21 protein-coding genes are annotated in these 20202 nt (G+C 54.6%); 9 read left to right on the top strand and 12 right to left on the bottom strand.

Translation table 11 applies throughout. From position 1 onward, the window contains the following. Positions 1-63 precede the first annotated feature (63 nt). Positions 64-897, bottom strand: coding sequence for a xanthosine phosphorylase (xapA, locus tag AOY24_RS10240; protein ID WP_042999916.1), 834 nt, complete (start codon positions 895-897; stop codon positions 64-66). A gap of 236 nt (positions 898-1133) precedes the next feature. Between xapA and AOY24_RS10235 the strand changes: the two genes are divergently transcribed. Further along, the gene (locus tag AOY24_RS10235) at positions 1134-1475 is read left to right on the top strand and encodes a FlxA-like family protein (protein ID WP_054176582.1); all 342 of its coding nucleotides are present in this window, start codon (positions 1134-1136) and stop codon (positions 1473-1475) included. Here AOY24_RS10235 and AOY24_RS10230 read toward each other — a convergent pair. Further along, the gene (locus AOY24_RS10230) at positions 1466-2392 is read right to left on the bottom strand and encodes a LysR family transcriptional regulator (RefSeq protein ID WP_044258390.1); all 927 of its coding nucleotides are present in this window, start codon (positions 2390-2392) and stop codon (positions 1466-1468) included. The genes AOY24_RS10235 and AOY24_RS10230 overlap by 10 nt on opposite strands. 89 nt (positions 2393-2481) lie before the next feature. On the opposite strand from AOY24_RS10230, the gene AOY24_RS10225 reads away from it, so the two are divergent. Beyond that, positions 2482-3480, top strand: coding sequence for a bile acid:sodium symporter family protein (locus AOY24_RS10225; protein ID WP_044268280.1), 999 nt, complete (start codon positions 2482-2484; stop codon positions 3478-3480). On the opposite strand, the gene AOY24_RS10220 is transcribed toward AOY24_RS10225, so the two are convergent. The 3 genes from AOY24_RS10220 to zipA form a co-directional block, all read right to left on the bottom strand. Continuing rightward, positions 3477-3695: a DUF3820 family protein gene (locus tag AOY24_RS10220; RefSeq protein ID WP_042317684.1), complete on the bottom strand. Its 219-nt coding sequence runs from the start codon at positions 3693-3695 to the stop codon at positions 3477-3479. The two genes, AOY24_RS10225 and AOY24_RS10220, sit on opposite strands and share 4 nt — an antisense overlap. A 1-nt stretch (position 3696) precedes the next feature. Continuing rightward, complete coding sequence (ligA, locus tag AOY24_RS10215) at positions 3697-5712, bottom strand: NAD-dependent DNA ligase LigA (RefSeq protein WP_042999912.1); 2016 nt, start codon at positions 5710-5712, stop codon at positions 3697-3699. 72 nt (positions 5713-5784) lie between these two features. Beyond that, positions 5785-6822, bottom strand: a complete 1038-nt coding sequence (gene zipA, locus AOY24_RS10210; protein WP_042999911.1) for a cell division protein ZipA — start codon at positions 6820-6822, stop codon at positions 5785-5787. A gap of 230 nt (positions 6823-7052) precedes the next feature. Here zipA and cysZ point away from each other — a divergent pair, with 230 nt between their 5' ends. The 5 genes from cysZ to crr all read left to right on the top strand — a co-directional run bounded on the left by cysZ (position 7053) and on the right by crr (position 11913). Continuing rightward, on the top strand, positions 7053-7814 hold the full coding sequence (gene cysZ / locus AOY24_RS10205) for a sulfate transporter CysZ (RefSeq protein WP_044327908.1): 762 nt from the start codon (positions 7053-7055) through the stop codon (positions 7812-7814). A gap of 163 nt (positions 7815-7977) precedes the next feature. Then, the gene (cysK, locus tag AOY24_RS10200; RefSeq protein WP_042999909.1) at positions 7978-8949 is read left to right on the top strand and encodes a cysteine synthase A; all 972 of its coding nucleotides are present in this window, start codon (positions 7978-7980) and stop codon (positions 8947-8949) included. 382 nt (positions 8950-9331) lie between these two features. Then, positions 9332-9589, top strand: coding sequence for a phosphocarrier protein Hpr (gene ptsH / locus AOY24_RS10195; protein ID WP_000487600.1), 258 nt, complete (start codon positions 9332-9334; stop codon positions 9587-9589). 46 nt (positions 9590-9635) lie between these two features. After that, entirely contained in the window at positions 9636-11363 is a 1728-nt protein-coding gene (ptsI, locus tag AOY24_RS10190) for a phosphoenolpyruvate-protein phosphotransferase PtsI (protein ID WP_042999907.1), read from the top strand. Positions 11364-11403: 40 nt separating this feature from the next. Next, the gene (gene crr, locus AOY24_RS10185) at positions 11404-11913 is read left to right on the top strand and encodes a PTS glucose transporter subunit IIA (protein WP_000522253.1); all 510 of its coding nucleotides are present in this window, start codon (positions 11404-11406) and stop codon (positions 11911-11913) included. 105 nt (positions 11914-12018) lie between these two features. Here the strand turns inward: crr and AOY24_RS10180 are convergent, their stop codons facing one another. Both AOY24_RS10180 and pdxK read right to left on the bottom strand, forming a co-directional pair. Beyond that, positions 12019-12258, bottom strand: a complete 240-nt coding sequence (locus tag AOY24_RS10180; RefSeq protein WP_042999906.1) for a hypothetical protein — start codon at positions 12256-12258, stop codon at positions 12019-12021. Continuing rightward, positions 12255-13121, bottom strand: a complete 867-nt coding sequence (gene pdxK, locus AOY24_RS10175; RefSeq protein WP_042999905.1) for a pyridoxine/pyridoxal/pyridoxamine kinase — start codon at positions 13119-13121, stop codon at positions 12255-12257. Before pdxK ends, AOY24_RS10180 begins: the two co-directional genes overlap by 4 nt. Positions 13122-13203: 82 nt before the next feature. Here pdxK and ptsJ point away from each other — a divergent pair, with 82 nt between their 5' ends. Continuing rightward, the gene (gene ptsJ, locus AOY24_RS10170; protein ID WP_054176581.1) at positions 13204-14499 is read left to right on the top strand and encodes a transcriptional regulator PtsJ; all 1296 of its coding nucleotides are present in this window, start codon (positions 13204-13206) and stop codon (positions 14497-14499) included. 13 nt (positions 14500-14512) lie between these two features. After that, the gene (locus tag AOY24_RS10165) at positions 14513-15229 is read left to right on the top strand and encodes a type 1 glutamine amidotransferase (RefSeq protein ID WP_042999903.1); all 717 of its coding nucleotides are present in this window, start codon (positions 14513-14515) and stop codon (positions 15227-15229) included. A 32-nt stretch (positions 15230-15261) separates the two neighbouring features. Here AOY24_RS10165 and cysM read toward each other — a convergent pair whose 3' ends face one another. The 5 genes from cysM to cysP form a co-directional block, all read right to left on the bottom strand. Then, complete coding sequence (cysM, locus tag AOY24_RS10160) at positions 15262-16173, bottom strand: cysteine synthase CysM (RefSeq protein WP_044268303.1); 912 nt, start codon at positions 16171-16173, stop codon at positions 15262-15264. 109 nt (positions 16174-16282) lie between these two features. Beyond that, a complete protein-coding gene (gene cysA / locus AOY24_RS10155) occupies positions 16283-17377 on the bottom strand; it encodes a sulfate/thiosulfate ABC transporter ATP-binding protein CysA (RefSeq protein WP_042999902.1) in 1095 nt (364 codons plus the stop codon). Continuing rightward, positions 17367-18242, bottom strand: coding sequence for a sulfate/thiosulfate ABC transporter permease CysW (gene cysW / locus AOY24_RS10150; protein WP_044327213.1), 876 nt, complete (start codon positions 18240-18242; stop codon positions 17367-17369). The genes cysA and cysW overlap by 11 nt, the downstream gene beginning before the upstream one ends. After that, positions 18242-19075, bottom strand: coding sequence for a sulfate/thiosulfate ABC transporter permease CysT (gene cysT, locus AOY24_RS10145; protein ID WP_042999900.1), 834 nt, complete (start codon positions 19073-19075; stop codon positions 18242-18244). The genes cysW and cysT overlap by 1 nt, the downstream gene beginning before the upstream one ends. Beyond that, the gene (gene cysP / locus AOY24_RS10140; RefSeq protein WP_044327214.1) at positions 19075-20091 is read right to left on the bottom strand and encodes a thiosulfate/sulfate ABC transporter substrate-binding protein CysP; all 1017 of its coding nucleotides are present in this window, start codon (positions 20089-20091) and stop codon (positions 19075-19077) included. The genes cysT and cysP overlap by 1 nt, the downstream gene beginning before the upstream one ends. Between the last annotated feature and the right edge of the window lie 111 nt (positions 20092-20202).

Below are 20202 nucleotides of genomic sequence, written 5' to 3'. Positions count from 1 at the left end.
TTTTTCTTCCTTGCCGTAGAGTACGAACCCCGCCTGCTGGCGGGGTCATTATTATTATCGGTTTCAGGCCAGTTTGCGCAGGAACCCGCAAATCAGGTCGATAAAGTTCTGACGTGAAAGTTCAGCCGCCGCCAGGGTTTGCGCGTGCGAGAGCTTCACATCCCCCAGCCCTTCCGCCAGATTGGTGATCGCCGACACGGCAACCACTTTCAGTCCGCAGTGGCGGGCGGTGATAACTTCAGGTACCACCGACATCCCCACCACATCGCCGCCAATAATCTGCATCATGCGAATCTCCGCGGCCGTCTCAAAGTTAGGTCCCGGATAAGAAACAAATACGCCTTCGCTCAGCGTAAAACCCTCGTCGGCAGCTACGGTCTGTAAAATCGCACGATAATCGGCATCATAGGCATTCGCCAGCGAGAAGAAACGCTCACCAAAGCGTTCATCGTTCGGCCCAACCATCGGCGTTCCCGGCATGGTGTTGATATGGTCACTCAGCGCCACCAGACTCCCTGGCCCCACTTCCGGACGCAGAGACCCCGCCGCATTGGTGCAGAACAGCAGTTCGCAACCCAGTAGCTTCATGGTGCGAATAGCGTCGGTCATCACGGTCATGCCGCGCCCCTCGTAGAAGTGCCCGCGTCCTTTCATACAGGCGACCGGAACCCCGGCCAGATGACCGAGCACTAACTCGCCGGCATGCCCGTGAACGGTACTCACCGGGAACCCAGGCAGCTTCTCGTAAGAGATCGCCACCGCATCTTCTATCTGCTCGGCCAGCGCGCCTAAACCCGATCCAAGGATAAAAGCGACGCGCGGCGTGAAGTCAGGTTTATAGCCGCGGATAATATCAGCGCTGTTCCAGGGATTCTGGGAAAAGTGGGAGTCAGTCATGAGATGTCCTTATAATCAGCTAGTCACTCATTGAGTGAGGGAGGTAATGGTTATAGCGAGAGTACGCAATCGATTACCAATACAGTTTTCCCGGATGATCGATAGCAAATGTATATCAATCCTGGGCCCGGCAAGCACGTATGAAGGCTAATTGTCCCTGCCAGAAATAGGAGGATGCACTGAAGGTCTGTCTTTCTATGCCGATATCGTAGGTTTAATGACAAAAGGAAACCACGATGACCACCATCAACGTCTCAACCCCTTCCGTTCAAAGCGGCGGGAGTAGCGCAAAAACCGCTTCAGGTAACAGTACCGCCGCGCAGATCGCCCAGATTGTGGAGAAAATCACCCAACTGACGCAGAAGCTCAAAGAGGTGCCGGATAGCACCGGCAGCACGGAAGATAAGAAAAAACAACAAGAAATGCTCCAGACACAGATCAAAGTGTTGCAGGCACAACTGGCGCAGTTACAGCACCAGCAGGCCGAAGAGACTCAGCAAAAGCAGGAACAAACCCAGATTAACGCACAAGGCGTTAATCATCCTTCCGACGACCATCAGATTGATGTTTATATCTGATAAAGTGGATCCTGCGCACGTAAATTTGTTAATGCATTCGCCTGGGTGCGGACCACTTCCCACAGCGCCTGGGCGGCTGTCGACAGCGAGCGATTCTTGCGACGCGCCAGCATCAGTTGCCGCTCCACCACCGGCGTCAGTCGCTTCACCTGCAAGTGGCTCCCCTGCGGCAACGGTAAGGCCAGCGCAGGCAGAATACTGATACCTATTCCCGCTTCTACCATCGGAAACAGCGTCGCCGGATGACCAATCTCCTGCACAATATTGGCCTCTATCGCAAAGTGCGCGAGCGCCGCGTCAATGAGCGGTCGACTCCCCGATGCATAATCCTGTAAGACCAGCCGTTCCTCCCGGAGATCCTGCCAGTTCACCCATTCCCGTGTCGCCAGCGAGTGTGACTCATGGCAAAGCAGGAGAAAAGGTTCGGAGAGCACAGCTTCACATTGCAGATCGCTCACCGCCCCCGGATCAATCACAATACCAAAATCCACTTCTCCCTGGCGGATACTCTCCAGTACCCACTGCTGCGGTCGATCGTGCAGGACAAAGTCGATCGCCGGATAGCGCAAGTTGCTTTGCGCAATGCACTGCGGAATGAGATGGGCGGAGATCGTCTGGCTTGCCGCCACGCGGACCGTACCGGTGAGTTGCGTGCCCACCCTACCCGCTTCACGCAGCGTGATGTGTAGCTCATCCAGCAGTCGCTCCAGACGACCCGCCAGTTGTTGACCGGCGTCCGTCAGCACCACTTCTCGCGTCGTGCGATCCAGCAGTTTAACGCCCGTCTGGCGCTCTAGCTCTTTAATACTGTGGCTCACTGCCGACTGACTCAGGCCAATGCACTCGCCTGCACGGCTAAAACTTTTTTCCTGGGCTACAGTGACAAACACCCGAAGTTGACGCAGTGAATAATTCATCGATTCGATTCATATATAGATGCAATAAATCAATTTTATTTCTCAAAATGAAAAACGCAAAATAAGGACACCGAATTCCTGGAGTATTTATGAATATTTTTCGTATCCTCGATCCGTTTACGCTGACCCTGATTACGGTCGTCCTGCTGGCCTCATTTTTCCCCGCTGAGGGAGATTTTGTGCCTGTTGTTGAAGGCATCACCACCGCGGCCATCGCGCTCCTGTTCTTTATGCACGGGGCAAAGCTCTCACGCGAAGCCATTATCGCGGGCGGCAGCCACTGGCGGTTACACCTGTGGGTGATGTGCAGCACCTTCATTCTGTTCCCGGTGCTCGGCGTATTGTTTGCCTGGTGGGCGCCGGTCAACGTTGATCCGATGCTGTACACCGGCTTTCTGTATCTGTGCATTTTGCCCGCTACGGTACAGTCGGCGATTGCCTTTACGTCGCTGGCGGGAGGAAACGTTGCGGCGGCGGTCTGCTCAGCCTCAGCCTCCAGCCTGCTGGGGATTTTCCTCTCCCCGCTGTTGGTTGGTCTGGTGATGAATATTCATGGCGCAGAAGGCAGTCTGGAGCAGGTCGGGAAAATCATGCTGCAACTGCTGTTGCCGTTTGTGCTCGGACACCTTTCCCGCCCGTGGATCGGCAAGTGGGTCGCACGAAATAAAAAATGGATTGCGAAGACTGATCAAACGTCAATTTTGCTGGTGGTTTATTCCGCCTTCAGCGAAGCCGTCGTGAACGGGATCTGGCACAAAGTGGGCTGGGGATCGCTGCTGTTTATCGTCGTGGTCAGCATCGTGTTGCTCGCCATCGTGATTGCTGTAAACATCGTTGTGGCGCGCAAATGCGGCTTCAACAAAGCCGACGAAATCACGATTGTTTTCTGCGGGTCGAAAAAGAGTCTGGCAAACGGCGTCCCCATGGCCAACATCCTTTTCCCGACGTCCGTCATTGGGATGATGGTGCTGCCGCTGATGATCTTCCACCAGATTCAGTTGATGGTCTGTGCGGTACTGGCGCGCCGCTATAAGCGCCAGACCGAACAGTTACAGGCGCAGCAGGACAGCCGCGCCGCCAAAGCTTAAAGCGGGCGCTTCAGGGGCTGAACCAGCTGGCTCAGCCCTTCGGTTTTGATTAGCAGCGTAATTTGCATCAGCTCGCCCAGTTTACCCGCCGGAAACTCATCCTTGCGGGCAAACCACAGCAGATACTCTTCTGGCACATCGATCAGCCGACGCCCTTTATATTTACCAAACGGCATCACCGTGTTGGCAATCTCAACGAGCTGCTCTTTCTCCATCTCAGACACCCAGCAGGCGGAGCATTTCCGCTTCGTCAATCACTGCAATCCCCAGCTCCTGCGCTTTTGCCAGTTTGGACCCGGCCGCTTCGCCAGCAATAACCAGATCGGTCTTCTTCGAGACGCTGCCCGCCACTTTCGCACCGAGCTCCACCAGCCGCGCTTTAGCATCATCGCGCGACATCTGGCTCAGGCTTCCCGTCAGCACTACCGTTTTCCCGGCAAATGGACTGTCAATCTCTTCCGCATTGATCACTACCGGTGCAGGCCAGTGAATGCCTTCCGCCAGCAGTTGCCCGATGACTTCGCGATTGCTCTCTTCAGCAAAGAAATTGAACACATGGGTGGCGACCACAATGCCCACATCGGGGACTTTTTGCAGCTCGTCAATAGACGCCGCTTCCAGCGCTTCCAGAGTACCGAAGTAAGCGGCCAGACCAGCGGCCGTGGCCTCTCCAACTTCCCGGATACCGAGTGCATACAGGAAACGGGCAAAGGTGGTCGATTTCGATTTTTCCAGCGCCTCCACCACGTTTTGCGCCGACTTCGGCCCCATTCGGTCGAGACCGGTCAGTTTCCCGGCTGTCAGCCGAAACAGGTCCGCCGGCGTGTGGACATACTCTTTCTCGACCAGTTGGTCGATAATTTTGTCGCCCATCCCGTCCACGTCCATCGCACGACGAGACACAAAATGCTTAAGAGACTCTTTACGCTGCGCGCCGCAAATCAGACCGCCGGTACAGCGAGCAACCGCTTCACCTTCCACGCGCTCAACGTCTGAACCGCATACCGGGCAATGCGTCGGAAATGCTACCGGACGCGTGTCGTCCGGACGCTCGGAAAGCACCACGTTGACCACCTGCGGAATAACATCGCCAGCACGGCGAATTACCACCTTATCGCCAATGCGCAGGCCAAGACGTTCGATTTCATCGGCATTATGCAGCGTGGCGTTACTCACCAGCACACCCGCAACCTGTACCGGTTCAAGACGCGCAACGGGAGTAATTGCTCCGGTGCGTCCGACCTGGAACTCCACGTCACGAACAAAGGTCATCTGTTCCTGCGCCGGGAATTTAAAGGCCACCGCCCAGCGCGGCGCACGTGCGACGAAACCCAGTTGCTCCTGTAGCGCCATCGAGTTGACCTTAATCACCACCCCATCGATGTCGAAACCCAGCGTCGGACGGTCCTCTTCCACCTTGTGGTAAAACGCCAGCACCGCTTCCGGCGAGTCGCACAGCGTCACGCGATCGCTGACCGGCAACCCCCATGCTTTGAATTGCAGCAGACGCCCCAGATGAGTATCAGGCAGTTCGCCGCCTTCCAGCACGCCAACGCCATAGCAGAAGAAAGTGAGTGGTCGCTTCGCGGTGATACGCGGATCGAGCTGGCGCAGCGAGCCCGCTGCCGCATTTCGCGGGTTAGCAAACAGCTTTCCGCCCGTGCGGCGAGCATCTTCATTGATCTTTTCAAAACCCGCCTGCGGCAGGAAAACTTCACCTCGCACTTCCAGACGCGTCGGAATGTTATCGCCGTGGAGTTTCAGCGGAATGGCGCGAATAGTCCGCACGTTTGAGGTAATGTCCTCACCGGTCGTACCATCACCGCGAGTTGCGGCACTCACCAGCACCCCGTTTTCATAGAGAATGCTGACCGCCAGACCGTCCAGTTTCAGCTCACAGCACCAGGTCAGCTTGTCACTGCTCTTAAGACGGTCCTGCACGCGCTTGTTAAACGCCAGGAAACTCTCCTCATCAAAGACGTTGTCCAGCGACAACATCGGCACTTCATGACGAATCTGGCTGAAAGACGCCAGCGGCGCAGCGCCCACGCGCTGGGTCGGAGAGTCCGGAGTAATCAGCTCCGGGTGTTGCGCTTCCAGTTCACGCAGCTCGCGCATCAGGCGGTCATATTCTGCATCGGGGATTTCCGGCGCATCCATCACATGGTAAAGATACTCATGATGGCGAAGCGTGGTTCGCAGTTCGGTCAGTTGTTGTTCGATTGATTCCATATCGCACCATCAATGATAAAAAACCCCCGACAGGCGGGGGTTCAGAAAGGAAGTTGTCGTGCTTTGAGTGTATCAGGCGTTCGCGTCTTTCACTTCGCGGATACGGTCCTGATACTCGCGCAATTTTTGCGGCGTCATCATCCGACGCTGATCGTCGAGCACCACACCACCGACTTCATCGGCAATATGCTGTGCGGATTGCAGCATCAGTTTGAAGTTCTGCAGTTCATCGCCGTAAGACGGCACCTGCATAAAGATGGTCACGCCCGGCGTGGTGAAGTCGACCATTTCTGGATCAAACGTACCCGGGTTAACCATATTCGCCAGGCTGAATAACGCCGGGCCGCTGCCATCCGGACTCAGATGACGATGGAAAATATTCATGTCGCCAAACTTGAATCCGGCCTGCTGAATGCTATTGAGCAGCACTTCACCGTTAAGCTCGCTGCCATGATGGGCGGCGACGTTCATGATGATCACCGCTTCTTTACGCTGAGGCTTTTCCGGGGCTGGTGCTTCTTCAACGACGGGCTCAGGCTGTGGCTCGACCACGGGTTCTGCAGGCTGGAAAGCCTGTGGCGACGGCTGCGGTGCAGTCGGCTGAACGGGCTGAATCTGCGGCGCGGCGGGCTGTTGTTGAACCGGCTGCGGCTGATGCACAGGTTGCTGTGGCGCAGGCTGATGCACTGGCTGCGGCTGAGCGGATTGCTGCGGCGCAGGCTGTGGCTGGTGTACCGGCTGCTGCGGCGGACGCTGGGCATGCTGCGGCTGTACCGGCACTTCAGACGATGGCTGAACCGGCTGACGCGGTTGTGCCGACGCATAAGGCGGCTGGTACTGGTGTTGCGGCGACTGACGAGGAGCTTCATGCTCCTGCGGGTTGCCAGGGGCATGATTCACGCGGTGAACACGAACTTCACCCACGCCTTCGTCTGCTTCGACATCATCGTCATACGAGTCGTCGTCGCGTTTTGATTTCATGCGTTTCAGTGGACGATCGCGGAACATAGAAGATCGTTCTTTACGGCTGGTCCAGAAACCATGTACCAGTAAAGCGATTATGGCGATCGCGCCAACAATGATTAATATCAGACGCAAATCCTGCATCATTATATTCTCTGTTGTTCTAACACCTTGCCACCACGGCAAACATTTACTCACTAAGAGTATTTGCCGATTACGTCAAGTGCAAGTGTACTCTTAGCTTTCACAGCATAAAGATGAACGAAATCGTGCTTTTTGCTGTTTTTTCGAACATTTCCGAACTGTTCTGTGTGCGATAACCCGGTAAGATACCCGTGTTCGCTTAGGACTTATACGAAAAGGAGCATGTCCTGACTATGGTGTCATCATCTGTCACTGCGCCACGCAGCGGTTTTTACTACTTTGCTCAGGGATGGAAACTGGTTTCGCAACCAGGGATCCGTCGCTATGTCATTTTACCGCTATTGGTCAACATCCTGCTAATGGGCAGTGCGTTCTGGTGGCTGTTCACACAGCTGGATGTCTGGATCCCGTCGCTTATGAGTCACGTCCCGGACTGGCTGCAATGGCTGAGCTATCTGCTGTGGCCTGTCGCGGTCATCTCTGTGCTGCTGGTGTTTGGCTATTTTTTCTCGACCCTGGCCAACTGGATTGCCGCGCCGTTTAACGGGCTGCTGGCGGAGCAACTGGAAGCGCGGCTCACCGGCGCAACGCCGCCGGACACGGGCATTCTGGGGATCATGAAAGATGTGCCGCGGATTATGAAACGCGAATGGCAAAAGCTGGCCTGGTATCTGCCACGCGCCATCGTACTGCTGATCCTTTACTTTATTCCCGGCATCGGGCAAACCGTCGCCCCCGTACTGTGGTTCCTGTTCAGCGCCTGGATGCTGGCCATTCAGTATTGCGATTACCCTTTTGACAACCATAAAGTGCCGTTTAAAGAGATGCGCACTGCTCTGCGCAGCCGTAAGGTCACCAATATGCAGTTTGGTGCGCTCACCAGCCTGTTTACCCTGATCCCGGTTCTTAATCTCTTCATCATGCCAGTGGCAGTCTGTGGCGCCACGGCGATGTGGGTGGATTGCTATCGTGCTAAGCACGCGTTATGGAAATAACGAAAGTTTGTGTAAATAAGAGGTTGTTTATAACGCCTCTTATTCCATACTGATACCCATTATTTCTTCATAGCATATAGATATGCGAAATCCTTACTTCCCCATATTCGTCTGAAGGGTATGCTGGGAAGGTATCCCAATTTCATACAGTTAAGGACAGGCCATGAGTAAGATTTTTGAAGACAACTCGCTGACTATCGGTCATACGCCGCTGGTTCGACTGAACCGTATCGGTAACGGACGCATTCTGGCGAAGGTGGAATCACGTAACCCGAGCTTCAGCGTGAAATGCCGTATCGGTGCCAATATGATTTGGGATGCTGAAAAACGCGGCGTGCTTAAACCGGGCGTCGAGCTGGTTGAACCCACCAGCGGCAACACGGGTATCGCGCTGGCCTATGTCGCGGCGGCACGTGGTTACAAACTGACGCTGACCATGCCGGAAACCATGAGTATCGAACGTCGTAAACTGCTGAAAGCGCTGGGTGCCAACCTGGTGCTGACCGAAGGCGCAAAAGGCATGAAAGGCGCCATTCAGAAAGCTGAAGAGATTGTCGCCAGCGATCCGGCGAAATATCTGTTGCTTCAGCAGTTCAGCAACCCGGCAAACCCAGAAATTCACGAAAAAACCACCGGTCCGGAAATCTGGGAAGATACCGACGGCCAGGTTGACGTTTTCATCTCCGGCGTGGGGACTGGCGGGACGCTAACCGGCGTCACCCGCTATATTAAAGGCACCAAAGGCAAAACCGACCTGATTACCGTTGCCGTTGAGCCAACGGATTCCCCGGTCATTGCTCAGGCGCTGGCAGGCGAAGAGCTGAAGCCAGGTCCGCACAAAATTCAGGGTATCGGCGCCGGTTTCATTCCGGGTAACCTGGATCTGAAACTGATCGACAAAGTGGTCGCCATCACCAACGAAGAGGCGATCTCCACCGCCCGCCGCCTAATGGAAGAGGAAGGCATTCTTGCCGGTATCTCCTCCGGAGCCGCAGTGGCTGCCGCGCTTAAGCTTCAGGAAGATGAAACCTTTACCAATAAGAATATTGTGGTTATCCTACCGTCATCGGGTGAGCGTTATTTGAGCACTGCACTGTTTGCCGATCTCTTCACAGAGAAAGAATTGCAACAGTAATGCCAGCATGTTAAAAACGCGTAAAAAAGCACCTTTTCAGGTGCTTTTTTGTGGCCTGCTTCAAACTTTCACCCCACCTGCCATTGCTTCACCCCGCCAGGTCTGGTATTTAACCTGATTAATTATTTTGAAGCGCGAAATTAATCGTTACAGGAAAACTGCTAGCTGAATCGATTTTATGATTTGGTTCAAGTATTGATTTAGCGGCATAATGTTTAATGACGAGCGAAACGTCAGCGGCCAGAGGTTGACAGCAACGGATGGCGTAAAACACCTGGTGTGTCGCGCCCGTTTACGCCGGCGCTAACAATACAGGCTAAAGTCAAACCGCCAGGCTAGACTTTAGTTCCACAACACTAAACCTATAAGTTGGGGAAATACAATGTTCCAGCAAGAAGTTACCATTACCGCTCCGAACGGTCTGCACACCCGCCCTGCTGCTCAGTTTGTTAAAGAAGCGAAAGGCTTCACTTCTGAGATTACTGTGACTTCCAACGGCAAAAGCGCCAGCGCGAAAAGCCTGTTTAAACTGCAAACTCTGGGTCTGACTCAGGGTACCGTCGTGACCATCTCTGCAGAAGGTGAAGACGAGCAGAAAGCCGTAGAACATCTGGTCAAGCTGATGGCGGAACTGGAATAAGTTTTTCCGGGTTCTTTTAAAAATCAGTCACAAGTAAGGTAGGGTTATGATTTCAGGCATTTTAGCATCCCCGGGTATCGCTTTCGGCAAAGCACTTTTGCTGAAAGAAGACGAAATCGTCATTGACCGGAAAAAAATTTCTGCCGACAAGGTTGATCAGGAAGTTGAACGTTTTCTGAGCGGTCGTGCCAAGGCATCTGCACAGTTAGAAGCGATCAAAACGAAAGCTGGTGAAACGTTCGGTGAAGAAAAAGAAGCCATTTTCGAAGGGCATATTATGCTGCTCGAAGATGAGGAGCTGGAGCAGGAAATCATAGCCCTGATTAAAGATAAACACATGACGGCTGACGCGGCTGCGCATGAAGTTATCGAAGGTCAGGCCACTGCCCTGGAAGAACTGGATGATGAATACCTGAAAGAACGTGCGGCTGACGTACGTGACATCGGTAAGCGCCTGCTGCGCAACATCCTCGGGCTGGCAATTATTGACCTGAGCGCAATTCAGGATGAAGTCATCCTGGTTGCCGCTGACCTGACCCCGTCAGAAACCGCACAGCTGAACCTGAAAAAGGTGCTGGGTTTCATTACCGACGTGGGCGGCCGCACTTCCCACACCTCTATCATGGCGCGTTCTCTGGAACTGCCAGCCATCGTGGGTACCGGTAGCGTCACCTCTCAGGTGAAAAACGACGATTATCTGATTCTGGATGCCGTAAACAACCAGGTTTACGTCAACCCGACCAACGAAGAAATTGAAAAACTGCGCGCCGTTCAGGAGCAAGTTGCCACTGAAAAAGCGGAACTGGCTAAACTGAAAGATCTGCCTGCCATCACCCTGGATGGCCATCAGGTTGAAGTGTGCGCCAACATCGGTACCGTGCGTGACGTCGAAGGCGCAGAGCGCAACGGTGCGGAAGGTGTGGGTCTGTACCGTACTGAATTCCTGTTTATGGATCGCGACGCGCTGCCGACTGAAGAAGAACAGTTTGCAGCTTACAAAGCCGTGGCTGAAGCGTGTGGCTCTCAGGCGGTGATCGTGCGTACCATGGACATCGGCGGCGACAAAGAGCTGCCGTACATGAACTTCCCGAAAGAAGAAAACCCGTTCCTGGGCTGGCGTGCTGTGCGTATCGCGATGGATCGTAAAGAGATCCTGCGCGATCAGGTTCGCGCTATCCTGCGCGCGTCTGCTTTCGGCAAATTGCGCATTATGTTCCCGATGATCATCTCTGTTGAAGAAGTTCGCGCACTGCGTAAAGAGATCGAAATCTACAAACAGGAACTGCGTGACGAAGGTAAAGCTTTTGACGAGACCATTGAGATTGGCGTGATGGTGGAAACACCGGCTGCGGCAACGATTGCTCGTCATTTAGCCAAAGAAGTTGATTTCTTTAGTATCGGCACCAATGATTTAACGCAGTACACTCTGGCAGTTGACCGTGGTAATGATATGATTTCACATCTCTACCAGCCAATGTCGCCATCTGTCCTCACATTGATCAAGCAAGTTATTGATGCTTCTCATGCTGAAGGTAAATGGACTGGCATGTGTGGTGAGCTTGCAGGCGACGAACGTGCTACACTTCTGTTGCTGGGGATGGGTCTGGACGAATTCTCTATGAGCGCCATTTCTATCCCGCGCATTAAGAAGATTATCCGTAACACGAACTTCGAAGATGCGAAGGTGTTAGCAGAGCAGGCTCTTGCTCAACCGACAACGGACGAGTTAATGACGCTGGTTAACAAGTTCATTGAAGAAAAAACAATCTGCTAATCCACGAGATGCGGCCCAATTTACTGCTTAGGAGAAGATCATGGGTTTGTTCGATAAACTGAAGTCTCTGGTTTCTGATGATAAGAAAGACACCGGAACTATTGAGATTGTTGCACCGCTCTCTGGCGAGATCGTCAACATCGAAGACGTACCGGATGTCGTTTTTGCTGAAAAAATCGTGGGTGATGGCATCGCTATCAAACCAACCGGTAATAAGATGGTTGCACCGGTTGACGGTACCATCGGCAAAATCTTTGAGACCAACCATGCGTTCTCTATCGAATCCGATAGCGGTATCGAACTGTTTGTTCACTTCGGTATCGACACCGTTGAGCTGAAAGGCGAAGGCTTCAAGCGTATCGCTGAAGAAGGCCAGCGTGTGAAAGTGGGTGACCCGGTAATTGAATTCGATCTGCCGCTGCTGGAAGAAAAAGCCAAGTCAACCCTGACTCCGGTTGTTATCTCCAACATGGACGAAATCAAAGAACTGATCAAACTGTCCGGTAGCGTGACTGTGGGTGAAACCCCGGTTATCCGCATCAAGAAATAATTCTTGCCGCAGAGAAAAATGGCGCCTTCTGGCGCCATTTTTTTATCTACCGGATGGCAAACCCGCCTGATGGGACTTACGCAGCCATCCGGCATCAGTTCGCGGTTACAATGGTGAGGTCACCGGGCGATAACACTTTTCACGCATCAGGATTTTCATCCCTTCCGGCCCGCTCTCCAGCATCCGCTTTTCTGAATCAGAAACCAACAGTTCGCACTGATAGCCGCCCGTGATGCCAAACATCGCGCGCGCCACGCAGATATCTTCCAGCGCATTCAGCCCGCTGGTTTCAAAATGTCCCACGATACGTCCCTGCTGACGAACCACTAACCGATAACTCTTCATCGCGCCTCCCCTGCCGGAGGCAGTATCAGTTCGTCACATCCGCATTGCTGCGTCCAGGTCATCACCGCCAGTACGCGTTCCGCGGCCTGTTGCGTTGCCTGCGTCAACGATTTCCCCAACACAATGCCGCTAATCAACTCGGCACAGAACAGATCGCCGGTCCCTTTCAGATCGGTTTCTACCCGCGGGTGCTCAATCACATCCAGCGTTTGGGCCGTGACCACCGCCACATTGATGGTTTCACTGTCCTGTCCTGGCGCGCTGGTGATGACAATCCACTTCAGCGTGTCGGTCAGCAGCGATCTCGCCGCGATAACAGCCTCCTCCAGGGTGCGGCACGGCATACCGCTGAGCATCTCCAGTTCAAAGACATTCGGCGTCAGCCCCTGCGCCAGCGGCAGCAGGTGATGTCGATAGGCATCCGGTATCTCGGCTTTCACATACATTCCGCTGTCGGTATCGCCAATCACCGGATCGACCAGAACAGGAATGTCAGGATGCGTTTGACGAACGTTTTGCAACCATTGCGCCAGCAGCACGATTTGTTCTGCGCTGCCCATATAACCGGTGGTCACGGCCTTTAACTCGCGCAGCGCATCACGCTCGCTTAACGCCAGCAAATAACCACGGAACCAGTCGGCCGGAATAACGCCCCCATAGAACGTGTCATAGTGCGGAGTATTACTGAACAGGACGGTAGGCACCGCCGTCACCCGCAAACCCTTTGCTTTGATGGCTGGCACAGCGATGCTATTGCCGACGCTGCCATACACCACCTGTGACTGAACGGCGACAATATCGGTCTGCAACGCCCGATGCTTATCGTCGAAGAGTACTGACTGAATATCACTCTCCTGCTCCATTAACTTCTCCTCTCACTGGACAGCGGGCGGGTGCCTCACTATTATCGTCATATGCTAAAATTCATTTTGTCATAGGTCAATAATGATCGACGGAAAAACCGCCAGCGAAATCTTTGACAGTATACGGCAGCACGTCACCAGCGGCGTGTTGTCTGCAGGTGAAACATTGCCGCCGGTACGGGAACTGGCTGCGCAACTCAATGTAAATCGCAATACTGTTGCAGCGGCCTACAAACGCCTGGTGACATCCGGACTGGCGCAAAGTCGTGGCCGCAATGGCACCGTTATTAAAAGCGCCTCGACGCCCATCGCACGCGAAGGCGGCGACCCCCACACGCCGCTTCACGATCTCTCCAGCGGAAATCCTGACCCGGCTCGCCTGCCGGACCTGAGCCGTTACTTTGCAAAATGTCATCACGACCACCGCCTGTACGGTGACGCGCCGGTTTCCCCGGAGTTAAAGCGCTGGGCCACGCAGTGGATGCAGGATGCCGTTCCCGCTGCGGATGAAATTGATATCACCAGCGGCGCAATTGACGCCATTGAACGCCTGCTGAGCGCCCATCTGCTGCCCGGCGATAGCGTGGTGGTTGAAGACCCTTGCTTTTTAAGCAGTATCAATATGCTGCGATACGCCGGATTCAGCGCCAGCCCGGTGAGCGTCGACAGTGAAGGGATGCGACCGGAGGGGCTCGAACAGGCGCTGAGTAAAGGCGCCCGGGCAGTGATCGTTACACCTCGGGCGCACAACCCGACGGGATGCAGTTTAAGCGCCGCACGCGCTGGCGCATTACAGGCCATCCTTGCGCGATACCCACAGGTACTGGTGATTGTTGACGACCACTTTGCCCTGCTTTCCGCCTGCGCGTGGCATCCGGTGATTGCGGCAGAAACGCTCCACTGGTCAATCGTTCGCTCAATGTCGAAAACGCTGGGGCCAGACCTGCGTCTTGCCATTGTCGCCAGCGATCCCGCGACGTCAGCAAAATTACGCCTGCGTCTAAACGCCGGCAGTCAGTGGGTCAGCCACATTTTGCAGGATCTGGTTTACACCTGTCTGGCAGACCCCGTCTGGCAGCAAACGCTCGCCGAATCCCGCCAGTTTTACGCCGATCAGCAGCGCAAACTGGCGCAGGCGCTGCACGCACAAGGCATCAACAACATTTTCCCCGGCGATGGTCTGAACCTGTGGCTACCCCTTGCCGAAGCCAGCCAAAACGTTGCATTCGCGCTGGCGAAATCCGGTTGGCTGGTGCGTGAAGGCGACGCTTTCGGCGTTAACACGCCCGCACAGGGACTGCGTATCACCCTTTCCACACTCAATGACAACGACATCAACCGCCTGGCCGGCCATCTTCATCAGGCGCTGAGCCAATAACAGGAGAGTATCCGTGCACGTCCATTTTATTATTCACGAATCATTTGAATCGGCAGGCGCTTATTTGCCGTGGGCTGAAACGCGCGGTCATCACATCACCTGGACCCGCGTCTATGACAGCGAACCGGTTCCGGCCAACGCCGATGGCTTTGATATGCTGGTCGTGTTTGGCGGCCCGCAGTCACCGCGCACCACGCTTGCAGAGTGCCCTTATTTTGACTCTAAGGCTGAACAACACCTGATCAACCAGGCTATCTCGGCGGGTCGGATCGTGGTCGGGATCTGTCTGGGTTCACAGTTGATTGGCGAAGCGCTGGGAGCCAGGGTCTGCCAGAGTCCAGAAAAAGAGATTGGTCACTATCCCATTACGCTGACCGAAGCAGGAAAACAGCATCCGTTGCTTGCCCACTTCGGCTCTCCGCTGACGGTCGGCCACTGGCATAACGACATGCCAGGGCTTACCGATCAGGCCACGGTGCTTGCCACAAGCATCGGCTGTCCACGACAGATCGTGCAATACGGCAACTTTGTCTACGGCTTCCAGTGCCATATGGAATTTACTGCCGAGGCGGTGGAAGGACTGATTCAACATTCTGAGCAAGAGCTGGCGGAAGCCAAAGGGAAGCGCTTTATTCGCTCGAAGGCGGAAATGCGCGAATGGGATTATAAGGAAATGAATGAAAAACTCTGGCAGTTCCTGGATCTGCTGGTGAAAAAACGTCAGGGTTAATCCGCATGCCCGGTCATCGCCGGGCAATGGGGTTAAATCCCCGCGCCCTGGCTGAAGTGCTCTTCGCCAAACACGCCGGTAGAGAGATAACGATCGCCGCGATCGCAAATAATCGCCACTACCACCGCGCCCGGATTGGCTTTCGCAATCCGTATTGCACCGGCGACCGCGCCGCCAGAGCTGACGCCACAGAAGATCCCTTCACGTACCGCCAGTTCACGCATAGTGTTCTCCGCGTCTCGCTGGTGAATATCGACGACCTGATCGACAAGCTGAGCATTAAAAATGCCCGGCATGTATTCCGCTGGCCATCGGCGAATCCCCGGAATGCTGCTGCCCTCTTCCGGTTGCAGACCCACAATAGTGACCGCGCGGGCCTGCTCGCGCAGAAAGCGAGAAACCCCGGTGATAGTACCAGTCGTCCCCATGCTGGAAACAAAATGGGTGAGACGTCCGGACGTTTGCCGCCAGATTTCCGGCCCCGTAGTGGTGTAATGCGCGTATGGGTTATCAGGGTTATTGAACTGGTCCAGCAGCTTGCCTTCGCCGCGCTGAGCCATCTCCAGCGCTAAATCGCGCGCCCCTTCCATCCCCTGCTCTTTGGTCACCAGAATCAGCTCAGCACCGTAGGCGCGCATCGCGGCGCGGCGTTCCTGGCTCATGTTGTCCGGCATCAGTAGCTTCATACGATAGCCTTTCAGGGCCGCAATCATCGCCAGCGCAATGCCAGTGTTCCCGCTGGTAGCCTCAATTAATACATCACCAGGCGTAATCTCCCCGCGTTTTTCCGCTTCAACAATCATCGATAACGCAGCACGATCTTTCACCGACCCCGCCGGGTTATTGCCTTCCAGTTTGACCCAAATTTCACTGCCATTATCCGGCGTCAACCGTTGCAGCTTCACCAGCGGCGTGTTGCCAATAGTTTGTTCTAATGTGTTCACAATTTCAGTCCACAACCCAGACCTGATAAACCCAGCGCCATCAGGCAAATGTGTATTGCCGGAGGCAGCATAACTGCCTTATCCGGCCTACATAAAAAACGCTCTGAGATTACGCTATTTCTGCGAAAACAACATCATCATGACGTTCAATACGCTGATTGCCGTTATACAAGCGTGCGTTTTGCAGGCCTACAAACAGACGCTCGCCGCGTACCGGAGCATCGTCCCCTTGCATGACCACGGTCAACGGGTCGTGATACCACCCGAGCGGCTGCACGACCAATTGGGTGTAATGACCTTTCGGGCTGGCTTCAATAACCTGAACCGGCAACGGCGAATCCAGACTGGTACGGCGGCTGATATCGACTTCCCATGGACGCAGGAACAGATCGACCGGCCCCTGATACGCAGGCGTATAGCCCAGCGGCCAGCGGTGTGCGCCAACGTGGAACTGCCCACCACGAATGGTGCCTTGCAGGCGGTTCACTTCACCCATAAATTCCAGTACAAAGCGGGTCGCCGGTTCACGCCAGACCTGATCCGGCGCATCGGCCTGTTCAATATTCCCCTGGCTCATTACCACCACGCGGTCCGCCACTTCAGTGGCCTCTTCCTGATCGTGCGTGACAAAGACGCTGGTGAATTTCAGCTCTTCATGCAGTTGACGCAGCCAGCGGCGCAGCTCTTTACGCACCTGCGCATCAAGGGCACCAAACGGCTCATCCAGCAGCAGAATTTGTGGTTCAACCGCTAACGCGCGGGCCAGCGCGACACGTTGTTTTTGCCCACCTGAAAGCTGCGCCGGGAAGCGATCCGCCAGGTGTGCCAGTTGCACCATCTCCAGCAGTGTCGTCACTTTGGCTTTAATCGCCGCCGCATTGGGACGCTCACGACGCGGCTGGACGCTCAGGCCAAAGGCGATGTTGTCGAACACCGTCATATGGCGGAACAGCGCGTAGTGCTGAAAGACAAATCCCACCTTACGATCGCGCGCATGCAGGCGGCTGACGTCGGTACCATGGAAGCGAATATGTCCGCTGGACTGGTGTTCCAGCCCGGCAATAATGCGCAGCAGTGTGGTTTTACCGGAACCGGACGGCCCCAGCAAGGCAACCATCTGACCTGAAGGAATATCCAGTGAGATATCGTTCAGCACCTGGGTGCGACCAAAAGACTTCTTAATATTGGCAATCTCAATGCTCATGATTTTCCTCCTGTTGCGCGCGTTTTTCCTGATTCTCCAGGCGCCATTGCAACATGCTCTTCAAAAACAGGGTAATAATCGCCATCAGCGTCAATAGCGCCGCAGCGGTAAAAGAGCCGACGCTGTTGTAGTCCTGCTCCAGTAATTCAATCTGTAACGGCAGCGACAGGGTTTCGCCGCGAATTGAGCCGGAAACCACCGACACCGCGCCAAACTCGCCAATCGCACGGGCGTTAGTCAGCACCACGCCATACAGCAGCGCCCAGCGAATGTTCGGCAGCGTCACGCGACGGAACATCTGCCAGCCGGATGCGCCCAGCAAAATCGCCGCCTCATCTTCCTGACTACCCTGACTGAGCATCACCGGCACCAGTTCACGTACCACAAACGGACAGGTGACGAAGATGGTCACCAGCACCATCCCCGGCCAGGAGAACATAATTTGCAGATTATGCTCGTCCAGCCAGCCGCCCAACGGGCCGTTGGAACCGTAAAACAGCAGATACACCAGCCCCGCCACCACCGGCGAGACGGCAAAAGGAATATCCAGCAGCGTCAGCAGCAACTGGCGGCCCGGAAAGTTAAAACGGGTCACCAGCCAGGCCAGCAGAACGCCAAACACCAGGTTCACCGGCACCGCAATCAGGGCGATCAACACCGTCAGCCAGATGGCATGCAGCATATCCGGATCGGCCAGATTCTGTAGCACGGGCAACACCCCTTTGCTGAACGCCTGGACGAAAATGGTGATCATCGGCACCAACAGGATGAACACCGACACCAGCATGCCGGTGCCAATCAGAAACCATTTTCCCCAGTTGATGCGGGGGGCGTCATAACGCTTCAATTGAGTAACTTCCGCCATTAGTGACCTACCACACGTCGGCCAAAGCGACTTTGCAGGGTGTTAATTGAAAACAGCAGCAATAACGATGCCGCGAGGATCACCGAGGCAACCGCGCTGGCGGCAGGGTAATCAAACTCCTGCAAACGAATAAAAATCATCAGCGAGGTGACTTCCGTTTTCCAGGCAATGTTACCGGCGATGAAAATCACTGCGCCGAACTCGCCAAGGCTGCGGGTAAACGACAGCGCGACACCGGCCACCAGCGCAGGTGACAGTTCCGGCAGGACCACCTTGCGAAAGCTTTGCAGCCGCGTGGCGCCCAGGGTTTCCGCCGCTTCTTCATATTCCGGGCCTAACTCTTCGAGTACCGGTTGCACGGTACGCACCACGAACGGAATACTGGTGAACGCCATCGCCACCGCAATGCCAAGCCAGGTGTATGTCACCTTGATATCAAATTTTGCCAGCCATTCGCCGTAGAAACCGTTAACGGAAAACAGCGAAGCCAGCGTCAGACCGGCAACTGCCGTCGGCAGCGCAAACGGCAGATCCATCAGCGCGTCCAGCAACGTCCGGCCCGGAAAACGGTAACGGGTTAAGATCCACGCCATCAGCAGGCCAAACACACCGTTAAAAATCGACGCCACAAACGCCGACAGTAGCGTCACTTTATAGGCAGCAACCACCTGCGGATTGGTAATCACATCCCAGTATTGCGCCCAGCTCATCTGTGCCAGTTGCATCACTAACGCACTGAGCGGCAGCAGCAAAATCAGGCAAACGAACAGCAGGCTGGTGCCCAGGCTTAAAGTAAAGCCAGGCAGTACGCGTCGGGAGGAGACTGCAAACATTACTTACGCCCCGCCGCCAGCAGTTTGTCCAGTTCGCCACCGCTGGTGAAATGGGTTTTCATCACCTCAGGCCAGGAGCCAAATTTCTCTTCCACGCGGAACAGTTCGGTCTGTGGGAATTTATCTTTCAGCTTGTCCATCACCTCCGGGTTGTTCACGCGGTAGTAGTAGTCCGTGATGATGGTTTGCGCCTGCGGGCTGTACAGCCAGTTCAGATAGGCTTTCGCCGCTTTCTCGGTGCCATTGGCCTGCACATTTTTATCCACCCAGGCAACCGGGAACTCAGCCAGAATATTGGTTTTCGGGATAACCACTTCAAAACCCTGCGCTTCATACTGTTTGCGAATGTTGTTCACTTCGGACTCAAAGCTAATCAGCACATCGCCCAGTCCGCGCTCAGCAAACGTCGTGGTCGCGCCGCGACCGCCGGTATCAAACACTTCGACGTTTTTCAGGAACTGGGTCATGAACTGTTCAGTTTTGGCTTTATCGCCGCCGTCCGCGTTATCGGCGGCGCCCCAGGCAGCCAGATAGGTGTAACGGGCGTTACCGGAGGTTTTCGGGTTCGGGAAGATCAGTTTTACATCAGAACGGACAAGGTCGTTCCAGTCGCGAATGTTCTTCGGGTTGCCTTTACGTACCAGGAATCCCATCGTGGAGTAAAACGGTGAGCTGTTGTTCGGCAGACGGCTTTGCCAGTCAGCCGGAATCAGCTTGCCTTTGTCATGCAGGATCTGCACATCGGTCACCTGGTTGTAGGTCACGACGTCGGCTTTCAGTCCCTGTAAAATTGCCAGCGCCTGCTTTGAGGAGCCCGCGTGCGACTGTTTAATCGTCAGCTTATCGCCGCCGTTATCTTTCGCCCACTGCTGTTCAAACGGCGGGTTGAGGGCGGCAAACAGTTCGCGGGAGACGTCGTACGAGCTGTTCAACAGCTCCGTCGCCTGCGCCTGACCGACCAGTAACAACGACGCCATCAGCGTCAGATATCTTTTTTTCAGTAAGTTAACGGCCATTGCGCACCCTTATAAATTTGATGACTTTCTAATAGCCATAATATTTATAACGAGTGTGAAAGGAGTAACGGTTTTATATACCGTTTACTGATTTGAAAGTTGAAAAGGGAA

Origin of the sequence: Citrobacter sp. CtB7.12 (genome assembly GCF_001297795.1) — a bacterium.
GTDB classification, from domain to species: Bacteria; Pseudomonadota; Gammaproteobacteria; order Enterobacterales; family Enterobacteriaceae; genus Citrobacter_A; species Citrobacter_A amalonaticus.
This window is presented reverse-complemented; position numbering and strand designations above follow the sequence as displayed.